16 protein-coding genes are annotated in these 18,791 nt (G+C 69.7%); 11 read left to right on the top strand and 5 right to left on the bottom strand.

Annotation, left to right across the window (positions count from 1 at the left end; all coding sequences use genetic code 11):
- Positions 1 to 293: 293 nt before the first annotated feature.
- Positions 294 to 1,622 (top strand): RNA polymerase sigma factor, encoded by a 1,329-nt coding sequence (locus tag ACFZA2_RS10045; RefSeq protein ID WP_391403961.1) that lies wholly within the window; start codon positions 294 to 296, stop codon positions 1,620 to 1,622.
- A complete protein-coding gene (locus tag ACFZA2_RS10040) occupies positions 1,619 to 2,317 on the top strand; it encodes a coenzyme F420-0:L-glutamate ligase (RefSeq protein WP_391403958.1) in 699 nt (232 codons plus the stop codon). The genes ACFZA2_RS10045 and ACFZA2_RS10040 overlap by 4 nt, the downstream gene beginning before the upstream one ends.
- Before the next feature lie 224 nt (positions 2,318 to 2,541).
- Here the strand turns inward: ACFZA2_RS10040 and ACFZA2_RS10035 are convergent, their stop codons facing one another.
- Complete coding sequence (locus ACFZA2_RS10035) at positions 2,542 to 3,564, bottom strand: sugar-transfer associated ATP-grasp domain-containing protein (protein ID WP_366376021.1); 1,023 nt, start codon at positions 3,562 to 3,564, stop codon at positions 2,542 to 2,544.
- A gap of 45 nt (positions 3,565 to 3,609) precedes the next feature.
- Here ACFZA2_RS10035 and ACFZA2_RS10030 point away from each other — a divergent pair, with 45 nt between their 5' ends.
- Positions 3,610 to 4,263, top strand: a complete 654-nt coding sequence (locus tag ACFZA2_RS10030; protein WP_391403953.1) for an alanine racemase C-terminal domain-containing protein — start codon at positions 3,610 to 3,612, stop codon at positions 4,261 to 4,263.
- Positions 4,260 to 5,297 (top strand): alanine racemase, encoded by a 1,038-nt coding sequence (locus ACFZA2_RS10025; protein ID WP_391403951.1) that lies wholly within the window; start codon positions 4,260 to 4,262, stop codon positions 5,295 to 5,297. The genes ACFZA2_RS10030 and ACFZA2_RS10025 overlap by 4 nt, the downstream gene beginning before the upstream one ends.
- 156 nt (positions 5,298 to 5,453) lie before the next feature.
- On the opposite strand, the gene ACFZA2_RS10020 is transcribed toward ACFZA2_RS10025, so the two are convergent.
- Positions 5,454 to 5,672 (bottom strand): hypothetical protein, encoded by a 219-nt coding sequence (locus tag ACFZA2_RS10020; RefSeq protein WP_076675603.1) that lies wholly within the window; start codon positions 5,670 to 5,672, stop codon positions 5,454 to 5,456.
- A 134-nt stretch (positions 5,673 to 5,806) separates the two neighbouring features.
- Here ACFZA2_RS10020 and ACFZA2_RS10015 point away from each other — a divergent pair, with 134 nt between their 5' ends.
- The gene (locus ACFZA2_RS10015; RefSeq protein WP_391403947.1) at positions 5,807 to 7,906 is read left to right on the top strand and encodes a type IIA DNA topoisomerase subunit B; all 2,100 of its coding nucleotides are present in this window, start codon (positions 5,807 to 5,809) and stop codon (positions 7,904 to 7,906) included.
- 284 nt (positions 7,907 to 8,190) lie between these two features.
- Here the strand turns inward: ACFZA2_RS10015 and ACFZA2_RS10010 are convergent, their stop codons facing one another.
- Positions 8,191 to 10,659, bottom strand: a complete 2,469-nt coding sequence (locus ACFZA2_RS10010) for a DNA topoisomerase (ATP-hydrolyzing) subunit A (protein WP_391403945.1) — start codon at positions 10,657 to 10,659, stop codon at positions 8,191 to 8,193.
- Positions 10,660 to 10,729: 70 nt separating this feature from the next.
- Here ACFZA2_RS10010 and ACFZA2_RS10005 point away from each other — a divergent pair, with 70 nt between their 5' ends.
- Positions 10,730 to 11,857, top strand: a complete 1,128-nt coding sequence (locus tag ACFZA2_RS10005; RefSeq protein ID WP_391403942.1) for an alkaline phosphatase family protein — start codon at positions 10,730 to 10,732, stop codon at positions 11,855 to 11,857.
- 12 nt (positions 11,858 to 11,869) lie between these two features.
- On the opposite strand, the gene sepH is transcribed toward ACFZA2_RS10005, so the two are convergent.
- Positions 11,870 to 12,895, bottom strand: coding sequence for a septation protein SepH (gene sepH, locus ACFZA2_RS10000; protein ID WP_315995704.1), 1,026 nt, complete (start codon positions 12,893 to 12,895; stop codon positions 11,870 to 11,872).
- A gap of 221 nt (positions 12,896 to 13,116) precedes the next feature.
- Here sepH and ACFZA2_RS09995 point away from each other — a divergent pair, with 221 nt between their 5' ends.
- Positions 13,117 to 13,410 (top strand): DUF4193 domain-containing protein, encoded by a 294-nt coding sequence (locus ACFZA2_RS09995; protein WP_056231545.1) that lies wholly within the window; start codon positions 13,117 to 13,119, stop codon positions 13,408 to 13,410.
- Here ACFZA2_RS09995 and ACFZA2_RS09990 read toward each other — a convergent pair.
- On the bottom strand, positions 13,385 to 13,876 hold the full coding sequence (locus ACFZA2_RS09990) for a DUF3093 domain-containing protein (protein WP_391403937.1): 492 nt from the start codon (positions 13,874 to 13,876) through the stop codon (positions 13,385 to 13,387). The two genes, ACFZA2_RS09995 and ACFZA2_RS09990, sit on opposite strands and share 26 nt — an antisense overlap.
- A gap of 12 nt (positions 13,877 to 13,888) precedes the next feature.
- Here ACFZA2_RS09990 and dut point away from each other — a divergent pair, with 12 nt between their 5' ends.
- From dut to acnA, 4 genes are all read left to right on the top strand, one after another.
- Positions 13,889 to 14,344, top strand: coding sequence for a dUTP diphosphatase (gene dut, locus ACFZA2_RS09985; RefSeq protein ID WP_391403934.1), 456 nt, complete (start codon positions 13,889 to 13,891; stop codon positions 14,342 to 14,344).
- A 23-nt stretch (positions 14,345 to 14,367) separates the two neighbouring features.
- A complete protein-coding gene (locus ACFZA2_RS09980) occupies positions 14,368 to 14,985 on the top strand; it encodes a DUF3710 domain-containing protein (protein ID WP_391405276.1) in 618 nt (205 codons plus the stop codon).
- Positions 14,982 to 15,737 (top strand): DUF3159 domain-containing protein, encoded by a 756-nt coding sequence (locus ACFZA2_RS09975; RefSeq protein ID WP_315995708.1) that lies wholly within the window; start codon positions 14,982 to 14,984, stop codon positions 15,735 to 15,737. The genes ACFZA2_RS09980 and ACFZA2_RS09975 overlap by 4 nt, the downstream gene beginning before the upstream one ends.
- A 133-nt stretch (positions 15,738 to 15,870) precedes the next feature.
- Positions 15,871 to 18,711 carry an aconitate hydratase AcnA gene (acnA, locus tag ACFZA2_RS09970; protein ID WP_391403930.1) on the top strand — a complete coding sequence of 947 codons (2,841 nt, stop codon included), beginning with the start codon at positions 15,871 to 15,873 and terminating at the stop codon, positions 18,709 to 18,711.
- The last annotated feature ends 80 nt before the right edge of the window (positions 18,712 to 18,791 follow it).

Below are 18,791 nucleotides of genomic sequence, written 5' to 3'. Positions count from 1 at the left end.
TGGCGGAGTACGGCGACGCGCCCAAGACGCGGCGACCGCGCGGCGACCCCGTCACCGGATGCCGCAAGGTACGGCGTCCGGAGGGAATGCGGAGGGCCGGGAGGGCGTTGTATACGCATAGATCCCCGGTCCGCGTCAAGTCCCGGTCGGGGGATGTGAGACAATGAAGAACCTGACCCGTTGTCATCCGGTCAAGGAGCCACGCTCCTCGGCTCGGTACTTGACAAGGGTCTTACTAGTGTCCGAGAACGACCGGTGGCCGTGCAACGTACGTTCCCGGTGAAAGGCGAAACGTGGCAGGCACGACAACCAAGACCCGCTCCCGGGGTGCGAAGGACACCGAGCTCGAGAACTCCGAGGAGACCGTGACGGCGTCGACGACGACGACCGCGAAGAAGGCTCCCGCCAAGAAAGCCCCCGCCAAGGCCAAGGCGACGCCCGCCAAGGCCAAGACCAAGGCGAAGAAGGACGACGACCTCGAAGACGAAGAGGACGTCGACGACGAGGGCGACGTCGAGATCGACGTCGAAGACGGCGACGACGCGGAGGAGTCCGACGACGCGGCCAAGCCCGGCGCCAAGAAGTCCGACGACGATGAGGACGACGAGACCCCGGCCGCGCCCGCCGAGGCCCTGCCGTCCGGCGCGATCGTCATCTCGTCGAGCGACGAGGACGACGTCCCCGTCTACTCCGCGCAGATCACCGGCGCGACCGCCGACCCGGTCAAGGACTACCTCAAGCAGATCGGTAAAGTCCCGCTGCTGAACGCGGCCGAAGAGGTCGAGCTCGCGATGCGCATCGAGGCGGGCCTGTTCGCCGAAGAGAAGCTGTCGAACATGTCGGCCGCCGAGAAGACCAGCCAGCTCGGTCTTGACCTCCAGTGGGTCGCCCGCGACGGCCAGCGCGCGAAGAGCCACCTGCTCGGCGCCAACCTCCGCCTCGTCGTCTCGCTCGCCAAGCGCTACACCGGTCGCGGCATGCAGTTCCTGGATCTCATCCAGGAGGGCAACCTGGGTCTGATCCGTGCGGTCGAGAAGTTCGACTACACCAAGGGCTTCAAGTTCTCGACCTACGCCACCTGGTGGATCCGTCAGGCGATCACCCGCGCCATGGCCGACCAGGCCCGCACCATCCGCATCCCGGTGCACATGGTCGAGGTCATCAACAAGCTCGCGCGCGTCCAGCGCCAGATGCTGCAGGACCTGGGTCGGGAACCCACGCCCGAGGAGCTGAGCCGCGAGCTCGACATGACCCCCGAGAAGGTCATCGAGGTGCAGAAGTACGGCCGCGAGCCCATCTCGCTGCACACGCCCCTCGGCGAAGACGGTGACAGCGAGTTCGGTGACCTCATCGAGGACACCGAGGCCGTGGTCCCCGCCGACGCAGTCGGCTTCACGATGCTGCAGCGTCAGCTGGAATCGCTCCTCGACTCGCTCAGCGAGCGCGAGGCGGGCGTGATCCGTATGCGCTTCGGCCTCGGCGACGGTCAGCCCAAGACCCTCGACCAGATCGGCGACACGTTCGGCGTCACGCGCGAGCGCATCCGCCAGATCGAGTCGAAGACCATGGCGAAGCTGCGTCACCCCAGCCGCTCGCAGTCGCTCCGGGACTACCTCGAATGAGCGCGGAGGCCAACGCCGGCAAGGCGCTCACCCGTACCGTCGACGGCACGTCGTACGCCCGCATCCCGATCCGCACGCGGGTCGTCATGCCGGGCGACGACCTCGACGCCTTCATCCTCGAGTACGCGAAGGATGCCGTGCAGCCGGGCGACCTGCTGTTCGTCACCGAGAAGATCGTCGCGATCACGCAGGGCCGCTCGTTCAAGCTCGACTCGATCAAGCCGCGCAAGCTCGCGTTGTTCCTGTCGAAGTACGTGACGCGCACGCCCTACGGCATCGGTCTCGGCATGCCCGAGACCATGGAGATGGCGCTGCGCGAGTGCGGCACGCCCCGCATCCTGTTCGCCGCGGCGGTCTCCGCCGTGACCAAGGCGTTCGGCCGCAAGGGCGACTTCTATCGCATCGCCGGCGACAAGGCCCGGGCGATCGACGGTCCGACCAAGGGCACGATCCCGCCGTACAACCAGGCCGTCGTCCTCGGCCCGGAGCGCCCCCGAGAGGTTGCGGCCCGTCTGAAGTCGCTGCTCGGCATCGACCTCGACGTCGCCGTCGTCGACATCAACGACCTGGGCGGTAACATCCTCGGCTCCACCATGGACAAGGCCGGTGAGAAGCGACTCGTCGCGATCCTGAAGGACAACCCGCTCGGCCAGGGTCACGAGTCGACTCCGCTGGGTATCGTCCGCCACAGCTGACACCTGTTGCACGGAAGGCCCGTCCCGTTCGCGGGGCGGGCCTTTTCTGCGTCCGGATGCCGAGGGGCGTCGTGCCGTGCCGTGACCCTTCGTCGAGCTCGGGGTCCTCCCCACCCAGGTGACTGAGCCCATCGAAGCCACCGGAACCCCTGACGACCTCAGCGCCGTCCGGGCACGCGTGAGGCCCGCCCCCGCGCGGGGAACGGGCCACTCGGCATCCGGGATCAGAACCCGATGGCTGCCTGGTAGCGCGGCTTGTGCCCGGTACGGATCCCCGTCACGCTCGGCTTGTTCTCATAGACCCCCGCGCCCCAGTTGCCCTCGACGAGCACGGGACCCTCGGGACCGACGACGATGTCCCAGCCGACGTACTGCACCTGCGGCACGACACGGGCGACCTGGTCGACGAACGCCTTGACCTCGTCGATCATCGGCAGCTGGAAGTCGGCGATGCGCACGCCCGAGTCGGGGTGCAGCTCGTGGACGTGACCATGGGAGTCGTAGCCAGCGCCGAGCGCGTGGCCGTTCTCGTCGAGCATCGTGTAGAAGCCGCCGAACGTCATCTGATCGCTCACCGCACCGCGGCCGAACTTCTGCGCCATCGCCAGGATGTGGGTCTTCTCCCCGTCGAAGAACGCCGTCACGCGCGTGGTGTTCACGGTGCCGGGGCAGACGGCCGCAAGGTCGTCGTGCTGGCGGATGACCTCTTCGACGAGGATCTCTCCGCGCTCGAGGAGTCCGCGGTGGAACTGCGTCCAGTCCTCGACCTCGGCCGCGTGGTAACGGTGCACACCGGTTCCGGCCTGGCCCACCGGCTCCTTCGTGACGATGGTGCCCAGCCGCTCGGTGAAGGCGCGCAGCTCGTCGGCGTTGCCGGCATCCACCACCATCCAGTCGCGGCGGAGAAAGTCGCTGAATTTCCGGTCGAACTCCACCTTGTCCTGGAACAGACCGCGGTAGTCGGGGTGGTCGTACTTCTGCGAGATCTGGTTCGAGACCGGGTGCGTCATGTACGTCGCGCGCTCGGCGGGCGTGAGGATCGCGAAGTCGTAGTCGATGTAGTCCTGGAAGCCGACGTTCTTCACGCCGGCCTGAAAGAGCATGTCGGCGACGACCAGCGGCAGGGACTTGCCGTGCTGGGCGGAGGCCTCCTTGGCGCGCTCCACGACGGATCCGACGTCGATGCGACGGGCGCGTCCGGCGAGGTAGCGCAGACGGGTGACGGGGGAGAAGCCCTGGCTAGGCATGCACGCTCCGGGGTCGGGGACGAAGGACCCCGTTAGTCTAAAGGGGTGACCTCCACGCTCCCTGCCCGCACGCCCGGGGCCGGGGGAGTCGCTCCCGTCGCGGCTCTGTCCACCGCTGCTCTGCGCGCCAACGCCCCGCTCTCCCTGGCGCCGAGCGGCGCCGACGCCCTCGCCGCGGACGCCCTCGCCGCCGACGCCTGGGGCCACGGTGCCGCATGGGTGGCATCCGTCCTCGCCGACCTCGGAATGGATGCCGCGACCCTCGACCCGATGGCGCTCTACGGCCTCCCGGGGGCGCACACCCGCCCGGTGATGTCGCTGCGCGGGCGCGCTCTCGGCACCAAGCCGCTGCTGCGCGGGGAGGGGGTGTCGTACGGCTACACGCACCGTGCCCCCCACGACACGACCGTCGCCCTGGTCACCGGAGGGTACGCACAGGGCGTCGTGCGCGCCCTCGGCAATGCCGCGACGGTGTCGATCGACGGGCGGCGTCATCGGATCGTCGGGCGCGTGGCGATGGACGTCTGCGTCGTCGATGTCGGCGACGCGGCGATCACTCGCGGAGCAGAGGTCGTGTTCTTCGGCGATCCCGCCGACGGACACCCCTCCCTCGAGGAGTGGGCGGATGCCACGGGCCTCACGGCAGCCGAGATCGTCGCCATGATCGGCGCGCGGGCCGAACGGGAAGTGATCGCGTGACCGCCTCGTATCGCGTCGACCTCGACGCCTTCTCGCGCAACCTCCACCGCGTGCGCGAGGCCGTCGCCCCCGCCGCCCACATGCTGGTGGTCAAGGACGACGCCTACGCGCATGGACTCGAACGCCTCGTCGCCCACGCGTTCGCGCAGGGCGTGCGCTGGTTCGGCGCGTTCGACGTCGTCACCGGCGCGGCCGTCCGAGCGGTGGTCGGTCCCGAGGCCCGCATCTTCGTCTGGCTCATCGGCGGGGCCGATGACCTCGCCGCCGGCATCGCGGCCGATCTCGACCTCGGCGTCGGCGACGAGGCCCTGCTCGACGACCTCGCCGGACTGACCGTGGACGGCGTGGCGCGCATCCACCTCAAGATCGACACGGGCCTGCACCGCAACGGCATCCGTCCCGAACGGTGGGGCGAGGCGCTCGATCGCACCGCCGCGCTCGTCGCGCGGGGGCGCGCTGAGCTCGAGGGCATCTGGTCGCACATCTCCGAGGCATCCGACGCCGACGACGATGAGGCCCGAGCGGTGTTCCTCGCCGCGCGCGAGTCCGCCCGCGCCGCCGGTCTCGATCCTCGCTTCTCGCACCTCGCCGCCAGCGCGGCCGGGTTCGCCCGCGGGGAGTTCCGAGAAGACCTCGTGCGCGTGGGGGCGTTCTCGTACGGCATCCGCCCCGCCGGCGGCCCCGACGAGGCCTCGCTGGGGATCGAACCGATCGCGGCTCTCGTGGCGACGGTGACGGAGGTGGATGCCGCGGGGGTGCACCTCGATGTCGGCTATCTGCACGGGCTCCCGAGTACCCTCGCGGGGCGGTTCGACGTCGACACCCCGGCGGGGCCCCGGCGTGTCGAGGCGATCACCCCCGTCTCCGTGTCCGTCGCGCCCTGGCCCGGGGCGGCCCCGGGAGACGAGGTCATCGTCTTCGGACGGGGATCACGCAACAGCGCCACCGATCTCGCCGAACTCATCGACACGATCGGCGAGGAGATCGCCCTCCGCGTGTCTCCCGCCGTACCGCGCCGCTACGTCTCGAGCTGACCGGACGGGCGAGCGGACGCGAGTCGGGTAGGCATGCCGTCGCGCGGGGCTCGGACGGCCGGCCGCCGGTGCGCGTGAGATCGCCGTGCCGGAACGCGGGACGGGCCCCGGACCGGCTCCCGAGGGAGACGGCACGAGGCCCGTTCGGACGGTGTGTCAGTCGGCGGCGTTGAGGCGCGCCGTCTCGTCGTGCCAGGAGGTGGCGACGCTGCGGAGCTTCTCTTCGTACTTGCGGCCGTGGTGCGCGCAGAACAACAGTTCGCTGCCGTTCACCTCGGCGGCGATGTAGGCCTGAGCGCCGCAGGAGTCGCAGCGATCCGCCGCCGTCAGGCGGTGGTCGAGAACAGACGCGTCGGGTGCGGTCGTGGTGGTCATCTCGGGTGCCCTCCTCAGGTGATCGTGGGCGAGTCCACACATATAACCACGCGGATGTTTCCCCTATGCCGCGGCTTGATCACATTTCGCTGTGCGCGTACGGTGGCCCGACCCCGCTGTGTGTCTGGCAGGCGATGTCGGTGGCCCCGATTACGCTGAAAACCGTGACGTCCGAGTACTCCGCCCACCACCTGCAGGTCCTCGAGGGCCTCGAAGCCGTGCGCAAGCGCCCCGGAATGTACATCGGCTCGACCGACTCCCGCGGCCTCATGCACTGCCTGTGGGAGATCATCGACAACTCCGTCGACGAGGCCCTCGCCGGCCACGGGACGCGCATCGACATCGTGCTGCACGCGGACGGCAGTGTCGAGGTGCGCGACCGCGCGCGCGGCATCCCCGTCGACGTCGAACCGCGCACGGGACTCACCGGTGTCGAGGTCGTCTTCACGAAGCTGCACGCGGGTGGCAAGTTCGGCGGCGGTTCGTACGCGGCATCCGGTGGTCTGCACGGCGTGGGCGCGTCGGTCGTCAACGCCCTCTCCGAGCGCCTCGACGTCGAGGTCGACCGCTCGGGCAAGACCTACGCCATGTCGTTCCATCGCGGCGAGCCCGGCCTGTTCGCGGGCGACGGACCCGACGCGCCCTTCACGCCCTTCGAGCGCAGCAGCGAGCTGCGCGTGGTCGGCAAGGCCGCCCGGGGCGTCACCGGCACGCGCATCCGCTACTGGGCGGATCGGCAGATCTTCACGAAGGATGCCGCCTTCGGCCACGACGAGCTCGTCCAGCGCGTGCGTCAGACGGCGTTCCTGGTGCCGGGGCTCGAGATCGTCGTCCTCGACGACCGTGGCGAGGAGCGCGTCGAGACGAGCTACCGCTTCGACGGCGGCATTTCCGAGTTCGCCGACTTCCTCGCCCCCGACGCGGCCGTGACCGACACCTGGCGCCTCACGGGAACGGGGACGTTCACCGAGACCGTGCCCGTCCTGCAGCCGGGCGGGTCGATGATCCCCACCGAGGTGCAGCGCGAGTGCGAGGTCGACATCGCCGTGCGGTGGGGGACCGGGTACGACACGACGGTCCGGTCGTTCGTCAACATCATCGCCACGCCCAAGGGCGGCACGCATCAGCAGGGCTTCGAGCAGGGTCTGATGAAGGTCCTGCGCTCGCAGGTCGAACAGAACGCCCGCAAGCTCAAGGTCGGAAACGACAAGATCGAGAAGGACGACATCCTCGCCGGACTCTCCGCGGTCCTGACCGTTCGGCTGCCGGAGCCGCAATTCGAAGGCCAGACCAAAGAGGTCCTCGGCACTCCTGCCGTGCGCCAGATCGTGGCGTCCGTCGTGCAGAAGGAGCTGGCGGCGTTGTTCGCCTCGACCAAGCGCGACGACAAGGCGCAGACCGCGCAGCTGCTCGAGAAGATCGTCTCCGAGATGAAGGCGCGCATCTCGGCGCGCACCCACAAAGAGACCCAGCGGCGCAAGAACGCCCTCGAGTCCTCGTCGCTGCCGGCCAAACTGGTGGACTGCCGTTCCAACGACGTCACCGATTCGGAGCTGTTCATCGTCGAGGGCGATTCCGCGCTCGGGACCGCCAAGCTCGCCCGCAACAGCGAATACCAGGCGCTGCTGCCGATCCGCGGCAAGATCCTCAACACGCAGAAGGCGTCGATCAGCGACATGCTGTCCAACGCCGAGTGCGCCTCGATCATCCAGGTGATCGGTGCGGGCTCCGGCCGTTCCTTCGACCTCGACGCCGCCCGCTACGGCAAGATCATCCTGATGAGCGACGCCGACGTCGACGGGGCCCACATCCGCACCCTGCTGCTGACGCTGTTCTTCCGCTACATGCGACCGCTCGTCGAAGAGGGGCGCGTCTTCGCCGCCGTCCCGCCGCTGCACCGTGTCGTGGTGATGAATCCCGGGACCAAGCCGAACGAGACCATCTACACCTACAGCGAGCAAGAGCTGCATGCCCTGCTCACGAGGCTCAAGCGCTCCAACAAGCGCTGGCAGGAGCCCGTGCAGCGCTACAAGGGTCTCGGCGAGATGGATGCCGACCAGCTCGCCACGACCACCATGGACCGCGGCGGGCGCACCCTCCGTCGCGTGCGCGTGCAGGACATGGAGGCCGCGGCCTCCGTGTTCGACCTGCTCATGGGCAGCGACGTCGCGCCGCGTCGCGAGTTCATCATCGACTCCAGCGACCGGTTGGCGCGGGAACGCATCGACGTCTGAGTCCGTGGCGGGTCGACCAGCTGTACCGGCCCGCGTCGAGACCGACTCGCGGAGCTGAGCCCGCGGTCCCGGTACCTCCGGTGAGAGGCCGGCCGCGGCTCTCGAGGCCGCGCGGCGCGGACGCGCGAGGTGCGCACACCAGCGGGCGCCGGCCCGCGAGGCGTGCACAACGGCGGGCACCCAGGACGCCGCGCCGGGGATCCGACAGCGGACCCGGCGTTTCCCCGGAGACCCTCGCGTTCGTGCACGCGGTGCCGGCACGGGCGACCCGCGCCCGGCCCGACTCAGCGGACCACGGTGCCGATCGCGCCGACGGCGGCCTCGAGAGGCTGACCCGACGCGTCGCGCTTGGCTCCGCACTCCGGCAACGCCCGGACGGAGCCGTCCGAGCCCACGGCCCGGGGGTCCGTCCCGACCCAGGCCAGGGTGAGGGCGTCTTCTCCGCGCAGCAGGCGTTGCGCGCGCACGCCGCCCGTGGCCCGACCCTTCGCGGGGAACTCCGTGAACGCCGACACCTTGGCCGTACCGGCGTCCGTCCCGGGCAGGGCCGCCGACGACCCTGCGACCGTCACGACGACCGCGTCGAAGGCCGAGGCGCCGACGACCGCGAAAGCGATCACGCGCGCGCCATCGGAGAGACGGATGCCGGCCATCCCGCCCGCGGATCGCCCCTGCGGTCGTACGGAGGAGGCATCGAAGCGCAGGAGCTGCGCATCGCTCGCGACGAACACCAGCTCGGCGTTGTCACCCGCCGGTGCGGCCCCCACCACCTGGTCGCCGTCGCGCAGCGAGATGATCTCGATCTCGTCCTTCGTGCCGAGCTCGGTCGCGGCGACGCGCTTGACCACGCCCTGCGCGGTGCCGAGCGCGATCGTCGGTGCGTCGACGAGGGGCACGAGGGCGACGAGGGTCTCGCCCTTGGCGAGGGCCAGGTACTGCTCGACCTTCGTGCCGGCGCTGAGGTGCACCGAGTTGGCCGGAACGGAGGGCAGATCGACGGGGGAGAACCGCACGAGGCGGCCGGCCGAGGTGACGGCGCCGATGTCACCGCGTGTCGTGGTGTCGACGGCCGAGCGGACGGCGTCGTGCTTCGACCGTCGCGTCGGAGCGATCACCCCTCCTCCCGGCGCGTCGGCGACGAGCTCGGCGCGCACCATGCGCCCGGTGGCCGACAGGTACACCCGGCAGGGGGCGTCGGCGATCTGCAGGTCGGCGGCGGCCGCGGCCCGCGCGGATCGGGGCTGCACCGGTCCACCGTTGAGCAGCATGGTGCGGCGAGGGGTTCCGTACGCCTCGGCCGCGGCATCCAGTTCCTTCGCGACCTGCTGGCGCAGGAGCGTCTCGCTTCCGAGCAGTTCGACGAGCTGGGCGATCTCGGCGTGCAACTGGTCGCGCTCCGCCTCGAGTTCGATGCGCGAGAACTTCGTGAGGCGCCGCAGGCGCAGCTCGAGGATGTACTCGGCCTGCGGATGCGAGAGGTCGAAGACCTCCTGCAGCTTGGTACGGGCCTGCTCGCCGTCGTCGGAGGAGCGGATGACCTGGATGACCTCGTCGATGTCGAGGATCGCGATGAGCAGTCCCTCGACGAGGTGCAGACGTTCGCGCTTGCGCGCGAGGCGATACTCGCTGCGACGCGTGACGACGCGGATGCGGTGGTCGATGTAGACGCGCAGCATGTCGCGAAGGCCGAGCGTCTGCGGTTGCCCGTCGACGAGCGCGACGTTGTTGATGCCGAACGAGTCCTCGAGGGGGGTGAGCCGGTAGAGCTGCTCGAGGACGGCCTTGGGGTCGAAGCCGGTCTTGATGCCGATGACGAGCCGGAGTCCGTTGTTGCGGTCGGTCAGGTCGGTGACATCGGCGATGCCGGCGAGCTTCTTCGCCTGCACGGCGTCTTTGATCTTCTCGATCACGCGCTCGGGGCCGACGAGGTACGGCAGCTCCGTGATCACGATTCCCGTGCGGCGCGGCCCCAGCGACTCGATCGACGCTTTCGCCCGCGTGCGGAACGTGCCGCGGCCGTTCGTGTAGGCGTCCTTGATGCCGTCGAGACCGACGATGATGCCGCCCGAGGGGAGGTCGGGTCCCGGGACGAACTCCATGAGCTCCTCGACCGTGGCATCCGGATTCTGCAGCAGGTGGGTCGCCGCGGCGACCACCTCGATGAGGTTGTGCGGCGCCATGTTGGTCGCCATGCCGACCGCGATGCCCGTCGCACCGTTCACGAGCAGATTGGGGAAGGCCGCCGGGAGCACCTCGGGCTGCTGGAACTGTCCGTCGTAGTTGGGGATGAAATCGACGACGTCTTCGTCGAGATTCTCGGTGAGGGCGAGGGCCGGGGGAGCGAGGCGCGCCTCGGTGTAGCGGGGTGCCGCCGGGCCGTCGTCGAGCGAGCCGAAGTTGCCGTGCCCGTCGACCAGGGGGACGCGCAGCGAGAAGTACTGCGCCAGGCGCACGAGGGCGTCGTAGATGGGCGCGTCACCGTGCGGGTGGAGCTTTCCCATCACCTCGCCGACGACGCGCGCGCTCTTGACGTGGCCGCGGTCGGGGCGCAGCCCCATCTCGGCCATCTGGTAGAGGATGCGACGCTGCACGGGCTTCAGCCCGTCGCGGGCGTCGGGCAGGGCACGCGAGTAGATGACCGAGTAGGCGTACTCGAGGAACGAGCCCTGCATCTCGGTCGAGACATCGACGTCTTCGATGCGCTCGGTCACGGGGGAGCCCGTCGCGGGCGAGGAAGAACGGGAAACGGGCATATCAACGGCCTCGGGTCGGGCGGGCGTCCGGTCGGGACGGGGTCGGGAGCCGTGTGGAAGACTTGCTCCGATGTCACTCAGCCTACCGGCGGACCCGCCGCGCTCCCGGAGCCTCACCGGTGTGGTGGAGCAGTCGATCGCCGCACTGTCCGGCTCGTCGGAGTGGTTCGCGCCCGCCCAGAGCGCGATCGTCTTCGTGATCGACGGCCTCGGCGCCCACAACCTCGCGGCGCGACGCGGTCACGCGCGGTTCCTCGGTTCGGTGGGCGGGCGCCGCGACGTCGCCCGCACCGTCTTCCCGTCGACCACCGCCGCCGCGCTGACGAGCCTGCTGACCGGAACCGCCCCCGGCGCCCACGGGATCGTGGGGTATCGCGTGCGCATCCCCGGGACCGACCTGGCGCCGAATCAATTGCACGGCTGGGAGACCGACGGCCTCGACCCGCATCTGTGGCAGCGTCGGACGCCGTTGTTCGAGACGCACGCGGCGGCCGGCCGGGAGGCCTTCGTCGTGTCGCGCACGAGCTACACGGGTACCGGCTTCACCGAAGCCACCCTCCGCGGCGCGTCCTTCTTCCCCTCCGACGACCTCGACGAGCGCGTGCGGCTGGCGGCCGATCTGGCCTCGCGGCATCCGGGGTCCATCACGTACCTGTACGCGCCCGAGCTCGACACCGCCGGTCACCGCGACGGCTGGGAGTCCGAGCGGTGGACCGACGCGCTCGAACGCGTCGACGCGGCGGCCCGCCACCTCGCGGAGTCGATCGGCCCCCGCACCGGTGTCATCGTCACGGCGGATCACGGGATGGTCGACGTGCCCGCTCACAAGCACGTCCTGCTGCGCGACGGGGATCCCCTCCTCGACGACGTCGCCCTGCTCGGCGGCGAGCCGCGAATGCTCCATCTCTACGCCCACGATGGACGGGCGGATGCCATGGCCTCGCGCTGGAAGAGCGACGAGGCCGCGCGGGCGTGGGTGCTGACGCGCGACGAGGCGATCGCGGCCGGTCTCTTCGGTCCCGTCGACGACGAGGTGCGCGAGCGCATCGGTGACGTCGTCGTGGCGGCGCGCGGGCGCTTCGCGTATTACGACGACCGCGAGGTCGACAAGCGACCGCAGCGCATGATCGGCCAGCACGGCTCCCTCACCGACGAGGAGCGCACGGTGCCGCTGCTCCGCCTGGGCGCTTTCGCCTGAGGCCCGGCGCCCTCAGCTCTCGTCGGTGCGTGCGCCGAAGACGATCTCGTCCCACGACGGCATGGACGGGCGACCCTTGGCGCGTCGTACCGTGTCGGGCTGAGGGCGTTCCGGTTCGACGGTGTCGTCGACGGAGTCCTCGACGTAGCCCGGCTCGACGGCATCGAAGAGGGCGACCGGCGGCGACGCGGGCCGCGGCTCGGGCTCGACATCCGACGTCCCGGGCAGAGGCTCGCGCTGTCCGCGGCGTCGACGGAGGGCCTCGAGCAGATCGGCGGTCTCGGACGAGGCCACCGGGGCGTCGGGGGCGCGTTTGATGGCGGCCGCCTGAACCGCCGGGGCCACCGGTCCGGTCGCTTCGACGCCGGGTTCGTCGTCGATGTCGAGGCGCCGGGGACCGAATGCGCCGCTGTCGAAGCGGGAGTCGTCCTTCGCCACGTTGTCGAGGGCGCGCAGACGCGGGATGAGGCCTTCCGGCAGGGACCCCTGGCGGGACAGCTGGATCGCATCGGCATTCTGCGGGGAAAGGCTACTGCGGCGCGGCTCGAAGCCCCACCGCGCGTCGTGCTCGATCCCGTTGGCGGTGAACTCCAGCTTGACCATCCAGCCGGAGCCCTCCTTCCAGCTGGTCCATCGCTCGGCCGAAGCCCCGGCCTCGGCGAGCTTGGCCCGCACCGCTGCTCCGAAGGTGATGGGGGCGTCGTGCTCGAGGGTGCCGCCCAGCAGGACGGGGACCGCGAGGGCCTGCGCCACGACATGCTCGCGCTCGGCGAGCACCGGCCCCTCGAAGCGCTCCACGTCCTCGACGCGGGCGTTCAGAAGCGTCGCCACCTCGCGCGCCGACAGACCCGCCCGGATGTGCGCCTGGATCTCGCGGGGGCTGGGACGCGGGGCGCGGTCGTCGTCTTCACGGTCCCGGCGCGCGCGGCGAGCCTCGGCGCGCAGCACCTCGTCGAGCGCCAAAGCGAAGCGTTCACCCGATTGCGTCGCCACGACGAGGACGTCATCTTCGGTTCCGATGACTTTGAGCTGTTCCATGCGAAACACCCCTCCGATCTGCGGTCAGCGCCCATGCTGACATGCGCGTCGCCCGGTTCCGGGAATATCCGGGGCGCGCCGCGAGTTTCCCGTCTCGCCCGACACGCAGGCGCGCCCGCGAGCATTTGCTTATCGCAGACGTGTCATGCAAACTATGGCCGCCCGATCGGGCACCCGATGGGGCACAGCACCACGAAAACCGGAAGTAGAGACCCGCACGCATGGCAACCGATTACGACGCACCGCGCAAGACCGAGGACGACAGCGAGTCGATCGAGGCCCTCAAGGAGCGCGTGCCCGACAAGGCGTCGGGGTCGATCGACAACGAGGATGCCGACAACCCCTCGGGCTTCGAACTGCCCGGCGCCGACCTCTCCGACATCGAGCTCGATGTCGTCGTCCTGCCCCCGCAGGAGGACGAGTTCACCTGCATGAACTGCTTCCTCGTGAAGCACCGCTCTCAGATCGCAGAGGAGAGCGGCCCCGGCTTCATCTGCCTGGAGTGCGCAGCCTGAGCTGAGCACGCTGGATCGCCGCGACGAGGCGATCCGGCGTGCGGGTGGACACCACCCACGACGGGGTCGGGTCGTCGGGATCGGTCACGGGAACCGTGACGATGCCGTCGATCCCGCCCCGGATGACATGCCAGGCCCGATGGTCGAGACCACTCCCACGGGCCGTGCGGGCCTCCTCGGCGACGACGCCGGCGGGAACGCCCAGGAACTCCACCGGGATGTGCGCGCGGCCGGCGCGCAACTCGCCGTCGCGCACCTCGACGACGGGTGAGATCGCGAGGAGACCGACCACGATCGCCACCGACACGATGAGGCCGATGAACAGCGCCAGAGTCGTGTCGAGCGGCGAGAAGACGACGGCGGCCATGGGACCGCACACGGCGGCGGCGACGAGCGCCCACAGCGACGGGCTCAGACGCTCTCGATACTCGGCTGCGGTGCGGATGCCGCACCCCCTCTTCTGCATTACCCTCGTGGGGTGACCGAAACGGTGGACGTCCCAATTGTCGCATCCGAGCCCCCGGTCTTCGCCCACCCCGGCGACGCCGGCGCCGACCTGACCGCCGCCGAGGCGGTTCGTCTCGAGCCCGGACGCCGCGCCCTCGTGGGCACCGGTGTTCGCATAGCCCTTCCCGAGGGCTACGCCGCCTTCGTGGTTCCGCGCAGCGGTCTGGCCGCCAAGCACGGCATCACCATCGTCAACGCGCCCGGAACGATCGACGCCGGATACCGCGGCGAGATCAAGGTCGCGCTGCTGAACACCGACCTCGACGAGGCCTACGACATCGCGGTCGGAGACCGCATCGCCCAGCTCATCGTGATGCCCGTCCCGCCCGTGCGCTTCGTCCCCGTCGACGAACTCCCCGAGAGCGTGCGCGGCGAAGGCGGTTTCGGATCGAGCGGATACCAGAGCCTGCAAGGGAGCACCCGATGACCGACGAGTCGCAGACCACCCCCATGCCCGAAGGGTCCGAGACCACGGGGCCCGGCACCGAGCTGGCTCCGCCCGCGAAGAGCGCCCCGGTCGACCGCGACAGCGCGGGACCCTTCGACGAAGCCGAAGCGAACCCCGTCCGCCCCTACATCGACCTGGGTGGCATCAAGATCCTTCCGCGCGAGGGCCTGAACCTGCGTCTCGAGGTGGAGGAGCAGACCAAGCGCATCGTCGCCGTGGGGCTCGACTACGCCGACTCGACCCTGCAGGTGCAGCCCTTCGCCGCTCCGCGCTCGAGCGGGCTGTGGGAGGAGACGCGCGAGCAGATCCGCCAGCAGGTCAAGCAGCAGGGCGGACGCGTCGAGGAGCGCGAAGGCCCCCTGGGTCCCGAACTGCTCGCCGAGGTCCCGGTCATGGCGGGAGCGGACGGCGCGGGGAAGCGTCTCGCGCGCTTCGTCGGCGTCGACGGCCCGCGCTGGTTCCTGCGCGGAGTGGTCGGGGGAGCAGCGACGAGCGACGTCGAGGCCGCCGCCGCGGTCGAAGACCTCTTCCGCTCGATCGTCGTCGTCCGGGGAACGTCGCCGATGCCGCCGCGCGACCTGATCCCCCTGCGGATGCCGTCGAGCCCCGCGACCGCATGAGCGAGGAGTCCTCGCGCTCGACGTCGGACTCCGACCGCGTGCCGCTGCAGCCACCGTCCGCCGCCGACAGCATGGGAGCAGCCCTCGGCAACGCCGCGCGGCGCGCCGGCCTCGATCCCGCGGCGCACGCCAGTACGGGAGCGGCGGTGTGGTCCGCGATGGGCGGGTGGCGCGGCATCCTGGAGTCGGTGCTGCCGTCGCTGGCGTTCGTCGTGCTCTTCACCGTCACGATCGACCCCGAGACGCGACAGGGCAACCTGTGGCTGAGCCTCGGCGTCTCCGTCGGGCTCGCCGTGGTCTTCACCCTCGCCCGGCTGATCGCGAAGTCGCCCCCGAGCGCCGCGATCGGCGGACTGCTCGCCACCGTCGGAGCCGCCGTCCTGGCCCTCGTCACCGGTCGCGGGCAGGACAACTTCGTGCTGGGCTTCTTCACCAACGGCGCCTACGGCACGGCGTTCCTCGTCTCGGCGCTCGTCGGATGGCCGCTCATCGGCCTCGCCGCGGGATACCTGCTGGGCGAGGGGACGCGCTGGCGCTCCGACCGGCGCAAGAAGCGCGCCTACACGTGGCTCTCGCTGGCGTGGGCGGCCCTCTTCGCCGCGCGCCTCGCGGTTCAGCTCCCGCTCTACTTCGCGGGCGACGTGACCGCGCTCGGGACGCTGAAGATCGTCATGGGCCTACCGCTCTTCGCGCCGATGCTGGCCGTGACGTGGCTCGTGGTCCGATCTCTCTCGCCACGCCGCGAGTCCTGATATTATCTTGACATCAAGATAAATCCGTCCCCCCGATCGGTTAGGCCGACCTTCCTGGAATCGGCTGCGCAGCGCGGGGAAGATGGAGAAATGCGGGCCGACGCCTGCGCATTCGCCGACGAAGGAGACGATCGTGTCCACGGTTGACAGCTTCGGTGCAAAGAGCACCCTGACGGTCGGCAGCACCGACTACGAGATCTTCCGGATCGACACGGTCGCCGGTCACGAGAAGCTCCCCTTCAGCTTGAAGGTGCTGCTGGAGAACCTGCTCCGCACGGAGGACGGTGCCAACGTCACCAAGGAGCAGATCGAGGCGCTCGGCTCGTGGGTGCCCACGGCCGACCCCGACACCGAGATCCAGTTCACGCCCGCCCGCGTCGTGATGCAGGACTTCACCGGCGTCCCGTGCATCGTCGACCTCGCCACCATGCGCGAGGCCGTCACCGCTCTCGGCGGCGACCCGAACAAGATCAACCCGCTCTCGCCCGCCGAGATGGTCATCGACCACTCGGTCATCGCCGACCTCTTCGGCAGCGAGAACGCCCTCGAGCGCAACGTCGAGATCGAGTACGAGCGCAACGGCGAGCGGTACCAGTTCCTCCGCTGGGGCCAGACGGCCTTCGACGACTTCAAGGTCGTCCCCCCGGGAACGGGCATCGTCCACCAGGTCAACATCGAGCACCTGGCCAAGGTCATCTACGACCGCTCGGTCGACGGCGTGCTGCGCGCCTACCCCGACACCTGCGTCGGCACCGACTCGCACACCACGATGGTCAACGGCCTGGGCGTGCTCGGCTGGGGCGTCGGCGGCATCGAGGCCGAGGCGGCCATGCTCGGCCAGCCCGTCTCCATGCTCATCCCGCGCGTCGTCGGCTTCAAGCTCAGCGGCGAGATTCCCGCGGGCGTCACCGCGACCGACGTCGTGCTGACGATCACCGACATGCTGCGCCAGCACGGCGTGGTCGGCAAGTTCGTCGAGTTCTACGGCGAGGGCGTCGCTTCGGTGCCGCTCGCCAACCGTGCCACCATCGGCAACATGAGCCCCGAGTTCGGCTCGACCGCGGCGATGTTCCCCATCGACGACGTCACGCTCGACTACCTGCGCCTCACCGGTCGCGACGAGCAGACCGTCGCCCTCGTCGAGGCGTACGCCAAGGAGCAGAAGCTCTGGCACGACCCGGCCCGCGAGCTCGTCTTCAGCGAGTACATGGAGCTCGACCTCGGAACCGTCGTCCCCTCGATCGCCGGACCCAAGCGTCCCCAGGACCGCATCCTGCTCTCCGAGGCCAAGAACCAGTTCGAGAAGGACATCCTCAACTACGCCGGCACGTCGGTCTCCGACTCGATCGTCGACCTCGAGGTCGACGGCACGTTCCCGGCATCCGACCCGGGCTCGGTCCCCGGTGAGGAGCACGAGGAGGTCACCGAGAGCGAGGTGCTCATCTCGTCGGGCCACCCCGCGAACGCGTCGAACCCCGTCAAGGTCACCACGCCCGACGGGCAGTCGTACCTGCTCGACAACGGTGCCGTCACGCTCGCGGCCATCACCTCGTGCACGAACACCTCGAACCCCTCGGTCATGATCGCGGCGGGTCTGCTCGCCAAGAACGCCGTCGACAAGGGTCTGAAGCGCAAGCCGTGGGTCAAGACGACGCTCGGCCCCGGCTCGAAGGTCGTCACCGACTACTACGAGAAGTCCGGTCTCGACAAGGCGCTCGAGGGTCTCGACTTCTACACCGTCGGCTACGGATGCACGATCTGCATCGGCAACTCGGGCCCCCTCATCGAGGAGGTCTCCGAGGCGATCAACGAGAACGACCTCGCCGTCACCGCCGTCCTCTCGGGCAACCGCAACTTCGAGGGTCGCATCAGCCCCGACGTGAAGATGAACTACCTGGCCTCTCCGCCGCTGGTCGTGGCCTACGCCCTCGCCGGCTCGATGAACTTCGACTTCGAGACCGACGCCCTCGGCAAGGACCAGAACGGCGACGACGTCTTCCTGAAGGACATCTGGCCCGCACCCGACCAGGTGCAGACCATCATCGACGCGTCGATCTCGCGCGAACAGTTCATCCAGCAGTACGCCACCGTCTTCGAGGGCGACGAGCGCTGGAAGAACCTGCCCACGCCCACCGGCCCCGTCTTCGAATGGGATGCCGACTCCACCTACGTGCGCAAGGCCCCCTACTTCGACGGCATGTCGATGGAGCCCTCGCCGGTCGCCGACATCACCGGCGCGCGGGTCATGGCGACCCTCGGCGACTCGGTGACGACCGACCACATCAGCCCGGCCGGCAACATTAAGGCGGGCACGCCCGCCGCGCAGTACCTGACCGAGCACGGCGTCGCACAGAAGGACTTCAACTCCTACGGCTCGCGCCGCGGAAACCACGAGGTCATGATCCGCGGCACGTTCGCGAACATCCGCTTGAAGAACGAGCTCACGGCGGCGGTCAACGACGGCGCGGTCATCGAGGGCGGCTACACCCGCGACTTCACGCAGCCCGGCGGCCCGCAGTCGTTCATCTACGACGCGAGCCAGAACTACCAGGCGCAGGGCACCCCGCTGGTGATCTTCGGCGGCAAGGAGTACGGCTCGGGCTCGTCGCGCGACTGGGCGGCCAAGGGCACGAACCTGCTCGGCGTCAAGGCCGTCATCACCGAGAGCTTCGAGCGGATCCACCGATCGAACCTCATCGGCATGGGCGTCGTGCCGCTGCAGTTCCCCGCGGGGGAGAGCTGGAAGTCGCTGGGCCTCGACGGCACCGAGATCGTCTCGATCGAGGGCATCGAGCAGCTCAACGAGGGCGTCACGCCCAAGACGGTGAAGGTCACCGCCGAACCGAGCGAGTTCTCGCCCGAGGGCAAGCAGACCGTCACGTTCGACGCCGTGGTCCGCATCGACACCCCCGGTGAGGCCGACTACTACCGCAACGGCGGCATCCTGCAGTACGTGCTGCGCTCGCTCGTCTGAGCGACACCCGTCAGGTGCCCCGGGAGCCTCGCGCTCCCGGGGCACCTTCGTTTTCCTCTCGGGTAGATTCGACGGATGAC

Origin of the sequence: Microbacterium sp. NPDC007973, from assembly GCF_042958465.1 — a bacterium.
Taxonomy (GTDB): Bacteria; Actinomycetota; Actinomycetes; order Actinomycetales; family Microbacteriaceae; genus Microbacterium; species Microbacterium galbum.
This window is presented reverse-complemented; position numbering and strand designations above follow the sequence as displayed.